Here is a 19,188-nt window from a genome sequence, read left to right on the forward strand (position 1 = left end):
GGTTGTAGTCAAGCAGCTGTTGATCGATTGGACTTTTTTTTGAGATTGAGGATCGCCATGTTGAAGTCGTCCTTGGGGTTTCGTGGAGCACTGGCTGCGGCCGCTGCTGTTGCGATGACAACCTTCGGAGGTGCAGCACTCGCCGAGAATGTGTCCGGGCAACCGCGCCAGTACAATCTGGCCGAGCCTGTGACCGAAATTGCACGCCAAATTTATGACCTGCACACCATGATGTTGGTGATTTGCCTGGTCATTTTCGTGGCTGTTTTCGGTGTGATGTTTTACTCAATCTTCGCGCACCGCAAATCGAAAGGCGCCAAGCCAGCCTCCTTCCACGAAAGCACCACCGTCGAAATCATCTGGACAGTGGTTCCCTTCCTGATCGTGATCGGCATGGCCTTGCCCGCCACCAAAACCGTGGTGGCCATGAAGGACACCTCCAACGCCGACATCACCATCAAGGCCACGGGCTATCAGTGGAAATGGGGCTACGAATACCTGGCTGGCGAGGGCGAAGGCATTTCCTTCCTGTCCACGCTGTCCACACCACGCAACCAGATTGAAGACCACAAAGGTGAAACCGCTGCCCCTCGCGGTGAGCACTACCTGATGGAAGTGGACAACAGCATGGTTGTGCCTGTGGGCAAGAAAATCCGCATGGTGACCACAGCCAACGACGTGATTCACGCCTGGATGATTCCCGCCTTTGGCGTGAAGCAGGATGCAATCCCCGGTTTTGTTCGCGACACCTGGTTCAAGGCCGAAAAGGTGGGTGTTTACCGCGGTCAGTGTGCTGAGCTGTGCGGTAAAGACCATGCCTTCATGCCCATCGTGGTTGAAGTGAAATCCGAGGAAGACTATGCCAAGTGGGTTCAAGCCAAGCTGACCGAAATGAAGGCCAAGCAGGACGACCCCAACAAGGAATGGACCAAGGAAGACCTGGTGGCCCGTGGCGAGAAAGTGTTCAACGCCAACTGCGCTGCCTGTCACCAAGCCACTGGTTTGGGCATTCCTGGCGCCTTCCCTGCGCTGGTGGGTTCCAAGGTTGTGATGGGCCCACAAGCTGGTCAAATCGACATCCTGCTGCACGGCCGCAATGCCATGCCCGCCTGGAAACAGTTGTCAGACGTCGAGATTGCGTCTGTCATCACCTACACACGGAATGCCTGGGCCAATGCTGGTACAGGTCCTGACCCGGTTGTCCAGCCAAAAGCTGTGATGGCTGCACGTCAATAATTTGCTTGGGAGATTAGTATGAGCACTACCGCGGCAGATTTGGCCCACGGACACGACCACAGCCACGACCACGCCCATGACCATCCGCACGGGTGGCGTCGCTGGCTGTTTGCCACCAACCACAAAGACATCGGTACCCTGTACCTGATCTTTTCTTTCACCATGTTGCTGGAAGGCGGCATTCTGGCGCTGATGCTGCGCGCCGAGCTGTTCCAGCCTGGTCTGCAGTTGTTCCACCCCGAGTTCTTCAACCAGCTCACCACCATGCACGGCCTGGTGATGGTGTTTGGTGCGGTGATGCCGGCCTTCGTGGGCTTTGCCAACTGGATGATTCCGCTGCAAATCGGCTGCTCTGACATGGCCTTTGCCCGCATGAACAACTTCAGCTTCTGGCTGATGGTGCCTGCCGCCATCATCCTGACGGCTTCGTTCTTCATGCCCGGTGGTGCCACTGCAGCCGGTTGGACGCTGTATGCGCCCCTGTCTGTGCAGATGGGCCCCGGCATGGATGCCGCGATTTTCGCGATGCACATTCTGGGAGCGTCCTCCATCATGGGCTCCATCAACATCATCACCACCATCCTGAACATGCGCGCACCTGGCATGACCCTGATGAAGATGCCGATGTTCTGCTGGACCTGGCTGATCACTGCTTATCTGCTGATCGCCGTGATGCCTGTGCTGGCTGGTGCCATCACCATGGTGCTGACCGACCGTCACTTCGGCACATCCTTCTTCAACGCCGCTGGCGGTGGTGACCCCGTGATGTACCAGCACATTTTCTGGTTCTTCGGTCACCCCGAGGTGTACATCATGATTTTGCCGGCCTTCGGTATCGTGTCGCACATCGTGCCCACCTTCGCCCGCAAAACCCTGTTTGGTTACAGCTCCATGGTGTACGCCACATCGTCCATCGCGATCCTGTCGTTCATCGTTTGGGCGCACCACATGTTCACAACCGGCATGCCCGTCACTGGCCAGTTGTTCTTCATGTACGCCACCATGCTGATCGCCATTCCAACCGGCGTGAAGGTGTTCAACTGGCTGGCCACCATGTGGAAAGGCTCGATGACGTTCGAGACCCCCATGCTGTTCGCAGTGGGTTTCATCTTCGTGTTCACCATGGGTGGTTTCACGGGTCTTATCCTGGCGGTTGCACCGGTTGACATTCAGCTGCAGGACACCTACTACGTTGTGGCGCACTTCCACTACGTGCTGGTGGCCGGCTCACTGTTTGCCTTGTTTGCAGGCACGTACTTCTGGCTGCCCAAGTGGTCTGGCCGCATGTACAGCGAAAAGCTGGGCAAGCTGCACTTCTGGTCCAGCCTGATCAGCTTTAACGTGACCTTCTTCCCCATGCACTTCCTGGGCCTGGCCGGTATGCCACGCCGTTACGCGGATTACGCCACGCAGTTCACCGACTTCCACGCCATTGCCACCATCGGTGCGTTCTGGTTTGGTCTGTCCCAGCTGATTTTCCTGTGGTGCGTGCTGAAAGCCTGGCTGTTCCAGCAAGGTGAGCCAGCGCCTGCCAAACCGTGGGAAGGTGCGGAAGGTCTGGAGTGGACAGTGCCGTCCCCAGCGCCATTCCACACCTTTGAAACACCCCCCGTGGTGAAGTGAGAGGACTCGAAGTGACACCTGAGCAAAAACAACGCAACCGGAAAACCGGACTGATTCTGTTGTCGGTTGCGTTGGTGTTCTTTGTGGGAATTGTGGTCCGCAAGATCATGGAGCCCAGTATTTTGAATTTGATGCAGTAAGAGGCGGTATGAGCAGCAAACAGGTCGCTTCAAAAGGTTTGCACCGGCAAATGCTGGTGCGGCTGGCAGTGATTGTCGTGGCCATGTTTGCGTTTGGTTATGCCTTGGTGCCCATTTACCGCGCCATTTGCAAGGTGACCGGCATCAACGTGCTGACCAAGCAAGATGTGAATGCCGCTGAGGTGGTTAAAAACACCCAGGTGGACACCAGCCGAAGCATCGAAGTCATTTTTGATGCCAACGAGCGGGGCAATTGGGTGTTCAAGCCCGAAACCCACCGGATGATGGTGCACCCGGGCGAAATTGTGACGATCAAGTACCAGGTCAAAAACAACCTGGATCGGGATGTGCAGGGGCAAGCCATTCCGAGTTACCTGCCCATGAAGGCGGCTGCTGACTTCAACAAGCTGGAGTGCTTTTGCTTCAAGCAGCAACCTTTCAAGGCCGGTGAAAGCAAAGAGTTTCCGGTGGTGTTTGTGATCAATCCGAAAATGCCTAAGGATGTTCACACCGTCACCTTGAGTTACACCTTTTTTGAAGTGGCTGGCGCAACCGCGCAGGCCAAACCCTGAGGGCTCCGCTTGAGCGACGATATCAAGCAGGCTGTCAGCCGGAAGGCCGACAAAGCCACATTGCTGCAGACACTGTCCGCCGTGCTGTGGTCGTTTTTTGGGGTACGCAAGGGCAAAAGCCATGCAGAAGACATGCAAAAGCTCAACCCGGTGCATGTCATTTTGGTGGGTATTGGTGCTGCCGCCATGTTTGTGATCGGGTTGGTGATGTTGGTGAAATGGGTTGTGGCCACGGCCTGAAGCTGTATAGGCAGTCACAATAAGAATTCAAGAAGCAGTGAATACCTCTACATACGAGAAATAGGAGAAACCACCATGCGTGCGAATGCACCATATTATTTTGTGCCGGGCCTGTCCCAGTGGCCCATCATGGGCGCATTGGCGATGTTCTTTTTCGTGCTGGGCATGTCCAATTGGGTCAATGGTGTTAGCTGGGGGCCTATCTCCTTCGCACTGAGCATGGCCATCCTGTTTTTCACGCTGTTTGGCTGGTTCCGCACCGTCATCTCTGAATCCGAAGGTGGCATGTACAGCGATCGCGTGGACGTCTCCTTCCGCTGGTCCATGGGCTGGTTCATTTTCTCGGAAGTGATGTTCTTCGCTGCGTTTTTTGGTGCGCTGTTTTACGCACGCCAAATTGCCATGCCTTGGCTGGGCGACCTGGACAACAAATCCTTCCTGTGGCCCGACTTTGGCGCGCACTGGCCTAACACGGGCCCTGCCGGCACCATCGAGTCGTTCGAAAAAATGGGTCCATGGCCCATCCCGACCATCAACACTGCCCTGTTGCTCAGCTCTGGCTTGACCCTGACCTGGGCTCACCACGCCATGCTGGCCAATCAGCGGGGTAAGTTGATTTTGGGCTTGGCACTCACCGTGCTGTTGGGCGCCATCTTCATGGGCTTCCAGGCTTATGAATATCACCACGCCTACACTGAATTGAACCTGAAGCTCACCTCTGGCGTGTTTGGCTCAACCTTCTTCATGTTGACTGGTTTCCACGGTTTCCACGTGACCATCGGCGCCATCATGTTGTTCTTCATCATGATCCGTTGCATCAAGGGTCACTTCACGCCCGAGCACCACTTTGCCTTCGAAGCAGCTGCCTGGTACTGGCACTTCGTGGACGTGGTGTGGTTGGGTCTGTACGTGGTGGTGTACTGGCTGTAAGCCAGTCATAACGGCAGTACTGATTTAAAGGGAAGTACCCAAGGGCCACTGGACAAACTCCGGTGGCCTTGTTTTTGACGATTGCATTGACCAACGGCTGTTTAACGGATACCGGTTGGCTCAATCCAGCCCTGACTGTAGGCAATCAGAATCATGAGGAACAGGGCAATCGACACCCCAATCCGCACCGTGAGCGACCGCACCACGGTCTTGGGCGACTTGCTTCGATCTTTCATCAGAAAGAAAAAGGCTGAAGCCAAACTGCCCAGAATGATGAAGAACCCAATGGCGATGACGACTTTCATGAACTGCACCTGTATCAATGTGTGCGCGTGTGCGCACGTTGCAGTATGTCATGGCGCGGTGTTTCATGGATAAACCAGCCCTTCCTTTTTCGCGCGCAAAGTGGCTACTGACTGCGCTGCTGGGGTTTTCCATGGCCTGGGGCACCTTCTCGCTGGGCAATTGGCAGACCCGCCGTGGCGACGAAAAGCAAGCCTTGCATGACCACCAGGTGCAGGCTTTGAAAGCTGCTCCCATCAGCCCGCAATCGGCCACCCTGGACTTGGACAATTTGTCCTATCGCAAAATTGCGCTGCATGGGCAATATTTGCCCAATGCGGTTGTGTATGTGGACAATCGGCAATTAAGCGGCGCACCGGCAGTCATGGTGGTACAAGGGTTTCAGCCAACTGGCCAGCATTACGTCATTCCTGTGGACCGGGGCCTGTTGTTGCGTGACCCTGCGAACCCCAGAAAGGCGCCAGAGATGCCTTTGGCAGCCGTCCATGGGAGCGGTGCTGACCTAGAATTGAACGGCACCATCCTGCCACGGTTTGCGCAGGCAGCCGAGTTGTTTGGGTTCAAAGTGGGTGGAGCGGCCAATGCCATTCACGAGGAAACTGACAACGGCCAGCGGGTTTGGTCCAACTTCAGCAGCGATGAATTTGCGAAGCTACTGAAGGAACCGGTGAGCAATTTTGTGGTCACTTTGCAGCCGGTGGCTGAAGCGGATCAAACGGGTCAGGCGGCGAGTCAACGGGATGGTTTTTACGTGGCGACCGTGGGCCTGCCCGAGCAAGTGGCCCGGCATCGGGGTTATGCATTTCAGTGGTACGGCATGACCGTCGCACTGGTTGTTCTAACCCTGTTTTTGTTGTGGAAAGAATTCCGCTTAGCGGTTGAATCGAATCGATAGAGCACACACCATGAATGGATTGCCCAGTTCACCCAACACATCATCGACCCGAAGCGGTCGTCGCACCATTGTTTTGGTATTCCTGACGTGTGCGTTGCCCATTGTGGCGGCGTTTTACCTGTATTTCGTGAACAAGCCCGATGTGACCAACAACTACGGCACCATTCTCGATCCGCAGATACCAGTGTCTGCCACGGTGTTCAAAAACATCAACGGCGACGACTTTTCCATGCAGTCCCTGAAAGGCAAATGGGTGCTGATTCAAGTCATGAGCAGCCAATGTGACCAGGTTTGCCAGAATGCCCTGTTTTTCCAGCGACAAGCCCGTGCCAGCAAAGGCAAGGACCAAAGCCGCATCGAGCGGGTGGTGTTTGTGACCGACAATGGCCCCTTGGAAACCCAACTGTTGCGGGCCTTTCCAAATGTGCACTTTGTGAGGGCTGGCGAGGCCGACCTGGCCAATTGGCTGCCTTTGAGCCAGGGCATCGTTGGCACCAAAGGTGTGGAAGCCGTGGGCAGCATTCGGGACCATGTGTTCATGGCCGACCCGCTGGGTCATGTCATGATGCGGTTCCCGCCCAATGCACAGCTCGAATTCGACAAGTTTCGAAAGGACATCAGCCGCCTGTTGTGGGCGTCCAATATTGGTTAAGCGTGGGTTGAGGAAGTCATGAATTTCAAGCGATTGGTGATGTTTGCCACGGTGTTGACCTTCGGTCTCATCATGTTGGGCGCCTATGTGCGCCTGTCGGACGCTGGTTTGGGTTGCCCCGACTGGCCGGGCTGCTACGGCAAGCTTACACCCAGCCATGCAGCGGCTGACATTGCAGCCGCCGTGCAGCAGCAGGGCGGTGACCACGGGCCAGTGTCCATTCCCAAAGCCTGGAAGGAAATGGTTCACCGCTACATCGCCAGCTTTCTGGGCTTGTTGATTATTTCGATTGCCGTGATGGCATGGCGCAAGCGAGATGAACTCAAGCAATCGCCGGTGCTGGCAACCGCCCTGGTGGGCGTGGTGTGTCTGCAGGGTGCCTTCGGCGCATGGACGGTCACCTTGCTGCTCAAGCCCGCCATTGTGACGGGCCATCTCATTGGTGGCATGTCGGTGTTGGGCTTGTTGACTTGGCTCTGGTTGCGCCAAACCACAGCGGCCAGAACCGTATCTCCACCTCGTGATTCACAACGCCTGGTGTGGCTGGCCCGCCTGGGCCTGTTGGTGGTGTGCGCGCAAATCATATTGGGCGGTTGGGTGAGCACCAATTATGCAGCGGTGGTGTGTACCGACTTTCCGACCTGTCAGGGCAGCTACTGGCCCACCATGGAGTTCAACCACGCCTTCCACATAGTGCGCGAGCTGGGCGAAACACCCGATGGCAAGTTGTTGAACGTGGCCTCGCTCACCGCCATTCATTTCACCCATCGCATGGGGGCCATCGTGGTCACAGCCGTTCTGCTGACGCTGGCACTGGCCCTGTGGCGCACGCCCGGCCGGCAAGCGCTGGCCTTGAAGGTGGCTGGCGTGCTCACTCTGCAAATTGCCATGGGCATTGGCAACGTGGTGTTCCATTTGCCCTTGTGGCTGGCGGTTCTGCACAATGGGGGCGCGGCCCTGCTTTTGGTGACGCTGATCTTGGTAAACTATCGGCTTGCAAGCCACCGAGTGATCCCGCACGCCGGGGTCTGATCGACAAGGCTTATTCAACATGACCAGCGCCAATTCCACCAAAAGCAGCCAACCAGCCGTGAGCAGCCTTTCACACATTGCCAAGCAGTACTGGACGCTGACCAAGCCGCGCGTGGTTGCACTCATTGTGTTTTGCGCAGTCATCGGCATGTTTTTGGCGGTGCCGGGGTTGCCCGATGCGCAGGTGTTGGTGGCTGCAACCTTTGGCATTTGGTTGGTGGCCGGTGCAGCTGCGGCGTTCAACTGCCTGGTTGAGCAGCAAATTGATGCTGTGATGGCTCGCACCCGCGCGCGCCCATTGCCCCGTGGCGAATTGAATTCCCTGCAAACCCTGGTGTTTTCCGGTCTGGTGGGCGGCTTGGGTGTGTGGGTGCTGTACATGTTTGTGAACCCGCTCACCATGTGGCTCACGCTGGCCACCTTCGTGGGCTACGCCATTATCTACACCCTCATTTTGAAACCCAACACGCCTCAAAACATCGTGATTGGTGGCGCATCGGGCGCCATGCCGCCGGTGCTGGGTTGGGCTGCGGTGACCAACACCGTGTCGCCCGAGGCGCTGGTGCTGTTCCTCATTATTTTTGTGTGGACTCCACCGCATTTTTGGGCATTGGCTTTGTACCGGACGCAAGAATATGCCAAGGCCGGTTTACCCATGTTGCCCGTCACGCACGGTGCAGAGTTCACACGCTTGCATGTGTTTTTGTACACGCTGATGTTGGCTGCCACCACGATGATTCCCTTTGCCATGAAAATGAGCGGCTGGATTTACCTCGTGAGTGCGGTGGTGCTGAATGCCATCTTCATTGGCTACGGTTGGGTGCTTTGGAAGCGCTACAGCGACGCCAAAGCCAAAAAAGCCTTTGCGTTCTCCATCGCTTACCTAGCGCTGCTGTTTGCTGCGTTGTTGGTCGATCACTACGTGGCCCTGTAACGCGCTCCTGCTGCGCGGCCTGTCTGTTTGTTCTGTTGGGGGTTTGGATGTTTTCCCTGCGAGTTGTTTCCCGTCGTCGTGTCTTGGCTGTGTTGGCCCTGGGCTTGGGTATGGGTGTGTTGTCGGCCTGCAATGTGGGCCCCGCCAAGTTCGTGAACACCGACATCACGGGGTCGTCTCTGGTGGCCCCATTCAAGCTGAAAGATTTGCAGGGTGAAACCCGCACGCTGGAAAGCTACAAAGGCAAAGTGGTGGCCATGTTTTTTGGCTATACCCACTGCCCCGATGTGTGCCCCACCACGATGCAGCAGTGGAATGAGGTGAAGGCCAAGTTGGGCGAGAAGGGTAAAAACCTGCAGGTGATTTTTGTCACCGTGGACCCTGAGCGCGACACGCCTGAACTGCTGGCCAAGTACGTGCCCCAATTCAACCCAGACTTCCAGGCCCTGTGGGGAACCCCGGAAGATTTAAAGCCATTGTTGGCCGGATTGCGGGTGTATGCGCAGAAGGTGGAGCAGCCCGATGGCAGTTACCTGATGGACCACACGGCGGCCAGTTATGTGTTTGACCAGCAGGGCAGGGCACGCTTGCTGATTCGCCACAATGCCGACCCGGTGCCGGTGGTTGAAGACGTGGCGCAAATTCTCGACGGGAAGTAATACCAACGCGGACTAAATTTCGTTCGTGCAACTCCTAGGAACACCAGTAGCCAGTGCCGGTTTATTGCAGCCTCAGCAATACCTGTAGCCCGTGCCGAACGCCCCCGAAATGTAAAGGTTGCCCCGCGCTTTCGAACCGGACCGAGAACTCGCCACTGCGTGGCTCAAACATCTCGGTCCGTGTGTTCGAACGCTGTGCGGGTCAAACCGCTCGGGGGGCTGACTGTTCGGCGCCGGGCTCACCGGCATTGCTAGGGGGCAAAAAGACTCGGTGCAATTTGGTGGCACCGGCTTAGCGGCCTGCGCGGTTCACCTCCCCTGCAGTGACAGTCAGGGCCATTGGCCCGAGCGTGACAAACAGGCGCGGTGGGCACAGCCGCTAGGCTGGCCCAAAGGTCGATCCCGACTCGCTGTTTGGAGGGGCGACCTTAGCGATCGTGCGGCTCAGCGAGGGAAACACCAATGGACCGTCGCCAAGGGCGAGGTAACCGCGCAGAGCCCGGAAAGTAATCTTTAAACATTCGTCCGGCTGATCTTCAACGTTAACTTAAACCGTTGGCAATGCGCCAGTCAGACCGCCCAATCCATCCGTTGGCAATGTCGAATGCCCAATCGGGTTGGGAAACCCCAGCGTGGTCAATAGGGTGTCCACACCGTCGGTGACCGGCCCAAGAACCGCATCCAGTGGACCCGCCGTGGGTGTTCCGCCTGTGTCTGTGCCGCCGCCTGTATCGCCGCCCCCGGTGTTGCCACCGCTGGTGTCTGTGCCGCCCGTGTTGCCACCCGTGGTGTCGGTGTCGCTGCCGGAGGTGTCTGTGGATGTGCTGGCGGTTGTGTCGGTGTTGTTACCACTGTCGGCCACAATGGCGGCTGTTCCCGCCAATGCAGCAACTGTTTCAATGATGGGAAACGCGCCGCCGGTCACCAGTCCTGTGCCGACCAGTCCAAAAACACCGTCATCCCCCTGGGCTTGCGCGCTGGCGCTGGGGTCCTGAAAGAAAATACCGTCCCCCTGCATGTCGGCGGCCACCCACTGTGGGGCGTCCTGTCCATCCAGGGTTTGCAGGTTCAAGGTTGCTGCAGAGCCTTGCTCAATCACCAAGGGTTCTGCCACACCGGTGAATTTCACCACTGCTTGGGCGGTGGCCTCGGTGACAATGCGGTCGCCAGGCAACAAGGCCATGCCTTCCACTGCTGGCAAAATGGCGCCGTCGCGCATCAATTGCACTTGGCCGCGCACCCCGCTCAGGGTGGCATCTTGGAGGGCTTTTTCGGAAGTATTGGTGGTGTTCATGGTGCTTAAGCGTACGCGTAGGGGCCGCCCACTTCAAGGGCTTTTTTGTAGGTGGGCAGGGCGTGAATGCGTTCCACAAAGGCCTTGATATGGGGCAGGTTGCTGGATGCATCGGAAGCGCGGTCCATGGCGGCTTCCAGCGGGAAGCTCATCATGATGTCCGCTGCGGTCATGTCTTGCCCGCAAAACCAGGGTTGCTTGGCCAAAACGCCTTCGAGGTACTGAAACTGCCTTTCCAGGTTGGGGTTCAGGAAGCTTTTTTTGACCTGCGCCGAAATGCCCTTGGCAATGGGCAGAATAAGAGGCTTGAGCAGCAAGGGCACCGGGGCTTGCTCAATTTTGTTGAAAATCAGCGTCATGACCAAAAATGGCATGGCCGAGCCCTCTGCAAAGTGCAGCCAGTAGGTGTAGTCGCGGTGGGCTTGGGTGCCCGGCGCCGGGCGTAGCTTGCCGCCTGCTTTGTCCACCAGGTATTCAATGATGGCGCCGCTTTCGGCCACGGTCACATCGCCATCCGTAATCACCGGGCTTTTGCCCAAAGGGTGCACTTTGAACAGCTCGGGCGGGGCCAGGTAGGTTTTGGCGTCCCGTTTGTAGTGCTTTACCTCGTAGGGCAGGCCGAGTTCTTCCAACAGCCACAGAATGCGCTGTGAGCGGGAGTGTTCAAGGTGGTGGACAACAATCATGGGTAACTCGCGCGGGGCAATAAAAAAGGGCTTGAAGACAAGCCCTTAGTGTAGGTGATGTGAATGACAAATCAAGCTGCTTCGTATTTCAGCAGCGCGGTTTTCATCTTCTTCATGGCTGCCACCTCAATTTGGCGAACCCGCTCGGCCGACACGCCCAGCTCGGCGGCCAGGTCGTGCAGGGTTTTGGCTTGGTCGCCGGCCAACCAACGGCTGGAAATAACCCGTTGGCTGCGCTCGTCCAGGCTTTCCAGCGCCAATTGCAGGCCTTCGGCGTGCAGGCGTTCGTGGCTGGCAGCTTCCAGCACTTCGGAAGGCTCAGCACCTTCGGCGGCCAGGTAGCGCACCGGGTTGTGGGTGGTTTCGTCACTGTCCACATCAATCACGGGGTCGAGGCTGAACTCGGCACCCGCCATGCGGCGTTCCATGTCGCTCACGTCCTCGGGGCGCACGTTCAACTCGCTGGCCACTTCTGCGATCTGGTCTTGCGACAGGGTTTGGCCGTACTTTTTGAAGCTGCTCAAGTTGAAGAACAGCTTGCGGTGGGCCTTGGTGGTGATCATTTTCACCATGCGCCAATTGCGGATGATGTATTCGTGAATTTCCGCTTTAATCCAGTGCAGCGCAAAGCTGACCAAACGCACGCCCCGGCTGGGGTCAAAGCGCTTCACGGCTTTCATCAGGCCAATGTTGCCTTCTTGAATAAGGTCGGCGTGGGGCAGCCCATAGCCCAGGTACTGGCGCGCCACGGCAACCACCAAGCGCAGGTGGCTCAGCACCAAGCGGCGGGCGGCCTCCAGGTCGTTGTCGCGCTGCAGGCGTTCACCCAGTTCCTGCTCTTCCTCGGGGGTGAGCATGGGAATTTGGTGGGTGGCGGAAATGTAGGCATCGAGATTGCCCAGCGGGCCACGGGCCACCAGGGCCCAGGGGTCGCGAACAGCCAGGGCCGAGCTGCTGGCAGCGGCCATGGGAGCGGTTTTCAATGTCAATGCAGTGGTGGTCATAGGTCCGGATTCTCCAGAAAACAACCGAAATCAGGGGCTTAGTTTAGCACTCTTCCGCTTTGAGTGCTAAGGGGGTGGGAAGTTCCCAAGGTGGGGGAAGCGGTTGGAAATAGCGCCCGCATCAAAAAAGATGTGATAATGCATCTTTAATGACGCAATTGATTCAATGCGTACCACCGTAACACTCGATGATGATTTGTACAGGCAAGCCCTAGAAATGGCCGACCCTGACATGGACAAGGCGGACTTGTTTCGGGAGGCCGTGAAGACCTTTGTGCGCGTGCAGGCCGGTAAGCGCCTGATTGCCTTGGGTGGGCAGTCGCCTGACATGCAGCCCATCCCCAGACGGCAGGATGGAAGCGAACCGTGATGCAAGTGCTTGCCGACACCTCGGTTTGGGTCGGGCATTTCAAAGCCTTCAATCCTCATCTGAAAAAACTGATCGAGAGGGACTGTGTGCTCACTCACCCGTTGATCCTTGGTGAGCTTGCTTGTGGAACACCGCCTCAGCGCGTTCAAACGCTGGCAGCCATGGGCTTGCTGCAGAAGGCCCAACAAGCCAGTTTGCAAGAAACCCTGGATTTGATTGAGCGTAAAGGTTTGTTTGGACAAGGTTGCGGAATTGTGGACATGTTGCTTCTTGCCTCCACCTTGATCACGCCGAATGCGCAAATGTGGACCTACGACAACCGGCTGGCGAATTTGGCCCGGCAATTGAACATTTTGTACCAGCCCTAAGTGCCCGGACTCACTGCCCTGACTCAGCGCCTTGCATACTGTCGCCTGTACTCAAACGGCGACAACCCGGTGACCTGTTTGAATTGGCGCCGCAGGTTGGACTCGTGGCTGTAACCCAGGTTGCTGCTGATGCTGCTAACCGGCAGGCTGGACCAAATCAACTGCTCGCTCACTTGGTGCAGTTTCAAGAGCCGGGCGTAAGCCGCAATCGATGTACTGGTTAAATCGCTCACCTTGCGGGCCAGGGTGCGTTCGCTCAGGTTGAGGCGGGCGGCCAAGGCCGGCACTGTGATGGACTCGGCTGGCGTTTTGGCAACGATGGCGGCCAGCTTTCGCAGCAATGGGTCGGCCTGTTCCATGAAGGCAAATGACCGAAAGGCTGGGTGGTGTTGAACAGGCCTGGGCAGCACCATCAACTTCATCCACTCTTGATAAGCGGCGGTGTTCAGGTGTTTTTGCACCAGGTGTTGGGCCAGCATCAAATACCCATGCACGCCCGCTGCGGTGCCCACGGTGTTGTTCAACAGGCAGTCGCTGTCCACCTGCCAGTGCACCTTGGGGTATTTCTTCTCCAGAAATTCAGCCAGCCACCACGTAACGGTTGCTGGGTGGCGGTTTAGCCGCCCACTGGCTGCCAGCAGGCAAACGCCGGTGCAATAGCTCCACACGTGCACCGTGTTTGGCAATTGTTGAATGTGCTGCACCAGCGTTGCTTGTTGCCCCATGGTTTGGGCCACATCCGAGGGGGACTCGGTCCACAGCCCCGGAACAAGCAAAGCGTCGGGCTCAAGGTCTTGCAGTCGGGCGGCAGGCTTTAATTCCAGCCCATTGGCACAGGCCACGGGTTGAAGGCTGGTGCCCACCCACACGGTTTCAAAATGCTGTTTGCCAGCCAAGCGGTTGGCTGCATTCAGCAGGTCATTGAATGCCAGCAGGCCTGCTGGCATGCAGCCGTCGTAGAGCAACAGACCAATATTCATCAGCGGCAGAGGTTGGCAGAAAATGACCTAAAAATGTCAATTTACGCCATCACTGTCAAGGCCTTTGTATTGGGATGATGGGTGCATTCAAACCTTGAGGTGCCAACATGAAGATTCGACACATCCGCAACGCGACCATTGTTATCGAGTGTGGGCCTTACCAAATTTTGGTGGACCCGATGCTGGCGCCCAAGGGTGCGCTACCCCCATTGAAGTTCTCGGGTGGCATGGTGAGAAACCCCACAGTTGAGTTGCCCACCGAGGCAGAAGCTGCCTTGCAGGGCGTTACCCATTGCCTCATTACCCATTGCCAGAAGGGGCACTTCGACCACTTGGACCGTGCGGGCAAGGCATGGCTTCGACACCATCAAATACCCGTGATTTGTACGCCACACGATGCGCCGCACCTGGCATCCAAGGGGCTGAATGTGCAACCGCTGCAATTGAATGAACAGGGCGTGGGCCGGTTCTTCGAGGGGCAAATTAGAACCATCGCGTGCGTGCATGGTCGGGGCTTTGTGGGCTCCTTCATGGAACACGGCGTGGGCTATTTCATTGAAATGCCCGGGGAGCCGTCGCTGTACCTGAGCGGTGACACCATCCTCACGCCAGACATTGCGCAGTTTGTAGTGGCGAACCAGCCCGCAGTCAGCGTGGTGCCGGCCGGGGGTGCGCGGTTTGACTTTGGTGGCGACATCATCATGGGGGTTGAGGATGTGCTGGAATTTGCGCGCATCAGTGAAGGGCTGGTGGTGGCCAATCACCTGGAGGCGATCAGCCATTGCCCAGTCACGCGGCAGGCGTTGGCGTCGGCCGCGCAGAAGGCCGGTGTTGCTGCCCGCCTGCGCATACCCGCCGATGGAGAGGCCATCGATGTGAATCGGCACGTAGCGCCGCTGATGTACGCATAGGTGGTGTTTTCACCCGGTCAGTTTGCTTGCCCATTTTCTGGCCACGGGGGCTATGGCCATGACGGATGGGCAAGCCACCCACCAGGCCACAAGCCATGCCGACAACCAGGTGGACAACCACGTGGGCACCCACAGCGCAGGCGTATTCAAGGTCGGGTCCAGTGCTTTCAGCGTGGATATGCCCGACACCAACAGGGACATCAAACCAGACAAAATGGCGCTGAACAAAAAAGGCTCAAAACGTTTGGGAAACATGGAGTGCTCCTGATTGTTTTATTGGGTTGATGGGTTGGGTGCAAGCCGTTGAAGGCTTTGTGCAAACAGTTGTCCAAACAACTGTGCGGTGCGGATGTCGCCGGGTAAAAAAGCGTCTGCAGCAGAGCCATGCCCCGCTTGTGCCATCAGCCCGGTCCACGAACCCAGGCGGTTGGCGGCCTCGTCGTAAGGCACGCCCGTGTGCTGCTCGGGGAGGATGGGGTTACCCGCCCACAGCATGCCGTGCTGCATGCAAAAGGTGAAGAGCGAAATCAAGGTGCTTTGCTTGTCACCAGCGGGCAATGACGACACCGTAAACCCGGCAGCCAATTTCCCTTTGAGCTGCTGTTTTCGCCAAATGCCGCCGGTTGCATCCATAAACGCCTTGAATGGTGCAGACACACCACCCAGATAAGTGGGTGAGCCCAATATCAAGCCGTTGAAGTCGAGTGTCGCGTTGGGGTTCTGGGCAACATCCTCTGATGTTAGCAATTCAACCTCAATATCAGGCTCACGGCTTGAGCCCAATGCAATGTGTTGGGCGATGTGTGCTGTGTGCCCATGGGCACTGTGAAAAATGACGGCAATGCGTTTCATGGTGTGTTCTCCAGACAGGTTATTGCGCAAGCAAATGGATGATGAATGCAGCGGTGTACAGGCCTGCACCAAACACGGTGTGGTTGATGACGCTGCGCAGGCGGTTTTTAAATGGCGTGGGGGTGCGTGAAGAGGCCACACCGAGGCCCATGGCGGGTTGCATGACAAAAAATGGAAACACCACTGTGCCCACCCCCACCAGCAGTGCAGGCATGGCGGTGGGGGCAGACAACCAGGCTGGCCCAACAACGGCCAACAACAAACCGGCAAACAGCACACCGGTGGCGTAATGGGTGAACCAACCCAGCGCGAGTTCATGCTGGATTGGATGGGCTTTTGCGATGGCGTGATGCGTGAAGCGGCCTTGCAGGCAGTGACCCACCCAGCGGCCGATGAATGCAAAGTTCAGGGTGGGAACGTTGAAGCGTTTGAGGACTTGAAGCCAGAGGTCCATGACAAGCGTGGCCCCCAAGCCGATGGCTGCGGTGTGAAGAAAGGTGTTGAGTGTGTTCATGGCGCCTCCCGGTGCACTTGACGACGTTGATGCAGTCACTGTAAAAGTTGAAGTCAACTTCAAGTCAAGGGGTTTTTTGAATGGACATTGCCCAAGTGAGCAAGCGCAGCGGTGTACCCGCCTCAGCGCTGCGGTATTACGAGAAGGTTGGCTTGATTGCGTCGGTGAGCGAGAAAGGCGAGCGGCGAAAATTCCCGGATGCGGTGTTTGACCGGCTGGCTTTGATTGCGCTTGGGCAAGGGGCTGGGCTGTCTCTGAACGACATTCGCTCGATGTTGACGCCAGAGGGGGAGCCTGACATTGACCGGCAATTGCTGGCGGCCAAAGCAGACGAGCTGGACGCCACGGTCAAACGTTTGCGGGCCATGAGCAAAGGCTTACGGCATGCTGCGCAGTGCCCTGCGCCCAACCACGCCGCTTGCCCCAGCTTTCAGAAATTGCTGTCGGCGGCGGCGTCTGGCGCGCTTGAACGGCGGTGGGGGAAGCGGTCTTTGTTCAGATCTAGTTCTTAGAACGGCAAATCCCGCGTCGGGTTATCCCCAGTTTTATGGGGCCGCTTCGAACCAACACGCAAACAAAATCCATTTAACATGGGCAATCCCAACGGCTGGTGTTGGCCCAAGCAACCCTCTGATCAAAGTCCATTCTGTGTTCACACATTTCTTCGCGCAGCATGATGCTGCAGCACTGCTTCTTGTCGCCCTGGCTGGCCTGTATGCCGGTACTCAGAACGTACTCGCCGGTGGCGGGTCGTTCATCACATTTCCGGCACTGCTGTTGGCGGGCTTGAACCCCTTGGCAGCCAACATCACATCCACGGTGGCCCTGTTTCCCAATCAACTGACGTCGTCCTTTGCGGGTCGCCACTTGGCCGGTGGCGTGCATGGTGTCAGTTTGAAGCGGCTATTCATCCTGAGTATCGTCGGGGGTATTGCAGGTGCAGTCCTGTTGCTGTGCACACCGGTCAGTATTTTCAGCCGATTGGTGCCTTGGTTGGTGCTGTTCGCCACAACAGTGTTTGCATGGGGCAATTTCAGGAAAAAGTCGGAACAGGCTGGCAAAGCCCTGTCGGACAGCACCATCCAATGCGCCCAGTTTTTGATTGGTGTTTACGGTGGTTATTTTGGTGGCGGTATCGGTTTTTTAATGTTGGCGGTTTTAACCATTGCTGGGCAACAAGTGCGCATGGCCGCCGCCACCAAAAACATGCTGGCCATGGCCATGAATGCCTCCGCAGTCGCCATCTTTGCGTTTTCTGATCACATCGACTGGGTGGCCTGCATTGCATTAATGATCGGTGGCGTTGGCGGTGCGTTTACTGGCAACTGGCTGATGCACCGACTGCCCGAGAAAATTCTTCGCGGGTTTATTGTCGCGGTGGGTGTGGTGCTGACCATCTGGCTGTTTGTGCGTTAACGGCCAACGGCGTCAATTTGTCTGTTTAAAACTGCAAGTCCCGTACATACGGGTTTCGCTTGCGTTCTTCGCCGAAGCTGCTTTCCGGGCCGTGGCCCGGAATAAACACAGTCTCGTTTCCCATGGGCCACAAGCGTTGCTTGATGCTGTCGATGAGGGTGTCGAAATCGCCCCCCGGAAAGTCGGTGCGGCCAATGCTGCCGGCAAACAACACATCGCCCACAAAAGCACGTTGTGCCTCTGCCGAATAAAACACCACATGGCCTGGTGTGTGGCCTGGGCAATGGCGCACGGTCAGGGTGCTGTTGCCAATCGTCACGGTGTCGCCGTCATTCAACCAGCGGGTGGGTGTGAATGGGCGCGACAGTGGGAAATTGAACATGCGGCTTTGGTCGGCCAACCGGTCAATCCAGAACTGGTCGCCGGTGTGCGGGCCAACAATGGGCAGGTTCAAGCGCTCGGCCAACTCGGCTGTGCCGCCTGCATGGTCAATATGGGCATGGGTCAACCATATTTGCTCCAAAGTCAGGCCCAGATTTTCAATGGCCTTCTGCAACGTGTCCAGGTCGCCACCGGGGTCGATAATGGCGGCTTTGCGGGTTTCGTCGCACCACACAATTGAACAGTTTTGGGCAAACGGGGTGACGGGGATGGTTTGGTACTGAAGCATGGAGCAAAGGCGTATTAAAGCAAGCCTCACATGGTAGTAAAACAACCCGAGTAAATCAAATTTAACCAGGGCTATAGATATCTAAACTGTTTATCGTTAAATGGCTAAGTTTTTATACTAGCTATTGAGCTTTAAGTGATTTTAGGATTTCTGTTATCTCCCCATCGATTTTTTGTAGTTTTGAAAAATCCTTTATCGGTATTATGTAGAGTATTTTTATGTTGTCACTGGTTGTTTTTTCGGATATTGCGGTTTGTTGTGATAGTAGGAAAACAGTCTTGTTTCCCTGTTTGTCATAGAAGTAGCCATAGTTCTTTTTATATACGCTATCAATAATCGAAGATTCAAAAATTTTCAAACTGCTGGCAGCCTCGCTTTCATCTTTTTCTTCAAAATTTTTCGGGTACTCGAGCGGACTTGAGAACTTGTTGATCCATATAGTGCCATTAAAATTCGCAGTCTTTATTTTTATTGCTACAGAAGTGTTGTTGTGCTTGTTGGTTGAAAAAATTTCTGGGTGTAGTTCTTTAGGGAAATAATAATTGCAACCATTGTTGCAAAGGTTTATATAAGTATCTTTGTATTTTAATTTTTGTTCTTCATAGGAATGAACGATAAGTGCGGCGAAAAAGATTGAAATAATAACAATTAAATTGGAGGTCAATTTAGTCATGGTTTTCAATTAATTTCGGGGTTGGTCCTGTTGTGGTCTTTATAGGTTGATGGTGTGCGTAATGGCTAAAATTGCCAGAAAACATTGGTTGAGCTGGAATTGCGGTTGCCAATCTGTCACTTAAATTAGTCGAGATGGTTGTGCTAAAATTGATCTTATATTAATCCAAAATTATTAATCAGGTGAAAGACAGTAGATCCAATGATTGTTGTGAAATAATTTATTTCATTCAAC

The 19,188-nt window shown here is 56.0% G+C and carries 26 protein-coding genes; 16 read left to right on the forward strand and 10 right to left on the reverse strand.

Features of this window, described 5'->3' with window-relative positions; all coding sequences use genetic code 11:
• Positions 1–57 precede the first annotated feature (57 nt).
• From coxB to VGE55_RS00545, 6 genes are all read left to right on the forward strand, one after another.
• On the forward strand, positions 58–1,236 hold the full coding sequence (gene coxB / locus VGE55_RS00520) for a cytochrome c oxidase subunit II (protein ID WP_414674930.1): 1,179 nt from the start codon (positions 58–60) through the stop codon (positions 1,234–1,236).
• Positions 1,237–1,254: 18 nt separating this feature from the next.
• Positions 1,255–2,859, forward strand: a complete 1,605-nt coding sequence (ctaD, locus tag VGE55_RS00525) for a cytochrome c oxidase subunit I (protein WP_331129788.1) — start codon at positions 1,255–1,257, stop codon at positions 2,857–2,859.
• An 11-nt stretch (positions 2,860–2,870) separates the two neighbouring features.
• Complete coding sequence (locus VGE55_RS00530) at positions 2,871–2,999, forward strand: cytochrome oxidase small assembly protein (RefSeq protein ID WP_256765463.1); 129 nt, start codon at positions 2,871–2,873, stop codon at positions 2,997–2,999.
• 8 nt (positions 3,000–3,007) lie between these two features.
• On the forward strand, positions 3,008–3,571 hold the full coding sequence (locus tag VGE55_RS00535; protein ID WP_256765464.1) for a cytochrome c oxidase assembly protein: 564 nt from the start codon (positions 3,008–3,010) through the stop codon (positions 3,569–3,571).
• 9 nt (positions 3,572–3,580) lie between these two features.
• Complete coding sequence (locus tag VGE55_RS00540; RefSeq protein WP_331129789.1) at positions 3,581–3,811, forward strand: DUF2970 domain-containing protein; 231 nt, start codon at positions 3,581–3,583, stop codon at positions 3,809–3,811.
• Positions 3,812–3,886: 75 nt separating this feature from the next.
• A complete protein-coding gene (locus VGE55_RS00545; protein ID WP_331129790.1) occupies positions 3,887–4,741 on the forward strand; it encodes a cytochrome c oxidase subunit 3 in 855 nt (284 codons plus the stop codon).
• 101 nt (positions 4,742–4,842) lie between these two features.
• On the opposite strand, the gene VGE55_RS00550 is transcribed toward VGE55_RS00545, so the two are convergent.
• Positions 4,843–5,046 (reverse strand): twin transmembrane helix small protein, encoded by a 204-nt coding sequence (locus VGE55_RS00550; RefSeq protein WP_331129791.1) that lies wholly within the window; start codon positions 5,044–5,046, stop codon positions 4,843–4,845.
• A gap of 65 nt (positions 5,047–5,111) precedes the next feature.
• Here VGE55_RS00550 and VGE55_RS00555 point away from each other — a divergent pair, with 65 nt between their 5' ends.
• Genes VGE55_RS00555 through VGE55_RS00575 form a run of 5 tightly spaced genes read left to right on the forward strand, consistent with a single transcriptional unit; the run spans position 5,112 to position 9,216 of the window.
• Complete coding sequence (locus tag VGE55_RS00555; RefSeq protein ID WP_331129792.1) at positions 5,112–5,939, forward strand: SURF1 family protein; 828 nt, start codon at positions 5,112–5,114, stop codon at positions 5,937–5,939.
• A gap of 10 nt (positions 5,940–5,949) precedes the next feature.
• Entirely contained in the window at positions 5,950–6,591 is a 642-nt protein-coding gene (locus tag VGE55_RS00560; RefSeq protein ID WP_331129793.1) for a cytochrome C oxidase subunit I, read from the forward strand.
• Between the two features lie 18 nt (positions 6,592–6,609).
• Positions 6,610–7,623, forward strand: a complete 1,014-nt coding sequence (locus VGE55_RS00565) for a COX15/CtaA family protein (RefSeq protein ID WP_331129794.1) — start codon at positions 6,610–6,612, stop codon at positions 7,621–7,623.
• A gap of 19 nt (positions 7,624–7,642) precedes the next feature.
• On the forward strand, positions 7,643–8,557 hold the full coding sequence (gene cyoE / locus VGE55_RS00570) for a heme o synthase (protein ID WP_331129795.1): 915 nt from the start codon (positions 7,643–7,645) through the stop codon (positions 8,555–8,557).
• Between the two features lie 47 nt (positions 8,558–8,604).
• Complete coding sequence (locus tag VGE55_RS00575; RefSeq protein WP_331129796.1) at positions 8,605–9,216, forward strand: SCO family protein; 612 nt, start codon at positions 8,605–8,607, stop codon at positions 9,214–9,216.
• Positions 9,217–9,763: 547 nt separating this feature from the next.
• Here VGE55_RS00575 and VGE55_RS00580 read toward each other — a convergent pair.
• The 3 genes from VGE55_RS00580 to rpoH form a co-directional block, all read right to left on the reverse strand.
• Positions 9,764–10,510 (reverse strand): hypothetical protein, encoded by a 747-nt coding sequence (locus tag VGE55_RS00580; RefSeq protein ID WP_331129797.1) that lies wholly within the window; start codon positions 10,508–10,510, stop codon positions 9,764–9,766.
• Between the two features lie 5 nt (positions 10,511–10,515).
• On the reverse strand, positions 10,516–11,196 hold the full coding sequence (locus VGE55_RS00585; RefSeq protein WP_331129798.1) for a glutathione S-transferase: 681 nt from the start codon (positions 11,194–11,196) through the stop codon (positions 10,516–10,518).
• Positions 11,197–11,267: 71 nt separating this feature from the next.
• Positions 11,268–12,200, reverse strand: a complete 933-nt coding sequence (rpoH, locus tag VGE55_RS00590; RefSeq protein WP_414674931.1) for an RNA polymerase sigma factor RpoH — start codon at positions 12,198–12,200, stop codon at positions 11,268–11,270.
• 166 nt (positions 12,201–12,366) lie between these two features.
• On the opposite strand from rpoH, the gene VGE55_RS00595 reads away from it, so the two are divergent.
• Together VGE55_RS00595 and VGE55_RS00600 are read left to right on the forward strand one after the other, a co-directional pair.
• Positions 12,367–12,570, forward strand: coding sequence for a type II toxin-antitoxin system VapB family antitoxin (locus VGE55_RS00595; protein ID WP_331129799.1), 204 nt, complete (start codon positions 12,367–12,369; stop codon positions 12,568–12,570).
• Positions 12,570–12,938, forward strand: coding sequence for a VapC toxin family PIN domain ribonuclease (locus VGE55_RS00600; protein ID WP_331130108.1), 369 nt, complete (start codon positions 12,570–12,572; stop codon positions 12,936–12,938). The genes VGE55_RS00595 and VGE55_RS00600 overlap by 1 nt, the downstream gene beginning before the upstream one ends.
• A gap of 23 nt (positions 12,939–12,961) precedes the next feature.
• Here the strand turns inward: VGE55_RS00600 and VGE55_RS00605 are convergent, their stop codons facing one another.
• Positions 12,962–13,918, reverse strand: coding sequence for a GlxA family transcriptional regulator (locus tag VGE55_RS00605; protein WP_331129800.1), 957 nt, complete (start codon positions 13,916–13,918; stop codon positions 12,962–12,964).
• Between the two features lie 107 nt (positions 13,919–14,025).
• Between VGE55_RS00605 and VGE55_RS00610 the strand changes: the two genes are divergently transcribed.
• Positions 14,026–14,829, forward strand: a complete 804-nt coding sequence (locus VGE55_RS00610) for an MBL fold metallo-hydrolase (protein WP_331129801.1) — start codon at positions 14,026–14,028, stop codon at positions 14,827–14,829.
• A gap of 9 nt (positions 14,830–14,838) precedes the next feature.
• Here the strand turns inward: VGE55_RS00610 and VGE55_RS00615 are convergent, their stop codons facing one another.
• Genes VGE55_RS00615 through VGE55_RS00625 form a run of 3 tightly spaced genes read right to left on the reverse strand, consistent with a single transcriptional unit; the run spans position 14,839 to position 16,195 of the window.
• Entirely contained in the window at positions 14,839–15,084 is a 246-nt protein-coding gene (locus tag VGE55_RS00615; RefSeq protein ID WP_331129802.1) for a DUF2798 domain-containing protein, read from the reverse strand.
• An 18-nt stretch (positions 15,085–15,102) separates the two neighbouring features.
• Positions 15,103–15,681, reverse strand: a complete 579-nt coding sequence (locus tag VGE55_RS00620) for a flavodoxin family protein (protein WP_331129803.1) — start codon at positions 15,679–15,681, stop codon at positions 15,103–15,105.
• A gap of 19 nt (positions 15,682–15,700) precedes the next feature.
• Positions 15,701–16,195 (reverse strand): DUF2938 domain-containing protein, encoded by a 495-nt coding sequence (locus VGE55_RS00625; protein WP_331129804.1) that lies wholly within the window; start codon positions 16,193–16,195, stop codon positions 15,701–15,703.
• 80 nt (positions 16,196–16,275) lie between these two features.
• Between VGE55_RS00625 and VGE55_RS00630 the strand changes: the two genes are divergently transcribed.
• Together VGE55_RS00630 and VGE55_RS00635 are read left to right on the forward strand one after the other, a co-directional pair.
• Positions 16,276–16,707, forward strand: coding sequence for a helix-turn-helix domain-containing protein (locus VGE55_RS00630; protein ID WP_331129805.1), 432 nt, complete (start codon positions 16,276–16,278; stop codon positions 16,705–16,707).
• Between the two features lie 136 nt (positions 16,708–16,843).
• Complete coding sequence (locus tag VGE55_RS00635; RefSeq protein WP_331129806.1) at positions 16,844–17,611, forward strand: sulfite exporter TauE/SafE family protein; 768 nt, start codon at positions 16,844–16,846, stop codon at positions 17,609–17,611.
• A gap of 25 nt (positions 17,612–17,636) precedes the next feature.
• Here the strand turns inward: VGE55_RS00635 and VGE55_RS00640 are convergent, their stop codons facing one another.
• Both VGE55_RS00640 and VGE55_RS00645 read right to left on the reverse strand, forming a co-directional pair.
• Positions 17,637–18,281, reverse strand: coding sequence for an MBL fold metallo-hydrolase (locus tag VGE55_RS00640; protein WP_331129807.1), 645 nt, complete (start codon positions 18,279–18,281; stop codon positions 17,637–17,639).
• A gap of 121 nt (positions 18,282–18,402) precedes the next feature.
• Positions 18,403–18,954: a hypothetical protein gene (locus tag VGE55_RS00645; protein WP_331129808.1), complete on the reverse strand. Its 552-nt coding sequence runs from the start codon at positions 18,952–18,954 to the stop codon at positions 18,403–18,405.
• Positions 18,955–19,188 lie beyond the last annotated feature (234 nt).

Origin of the sequence: Limnobacter sp., from assembly GCF_036405155.1 — a bacterium.
In the GTDB taxonomy this organism is placed as follows: domain Bacteria; phylum Pseudomonadota; class Gammaproteobacteria; order Burkholderiales; family Burkholderiaceae_B; genus Limnobacter.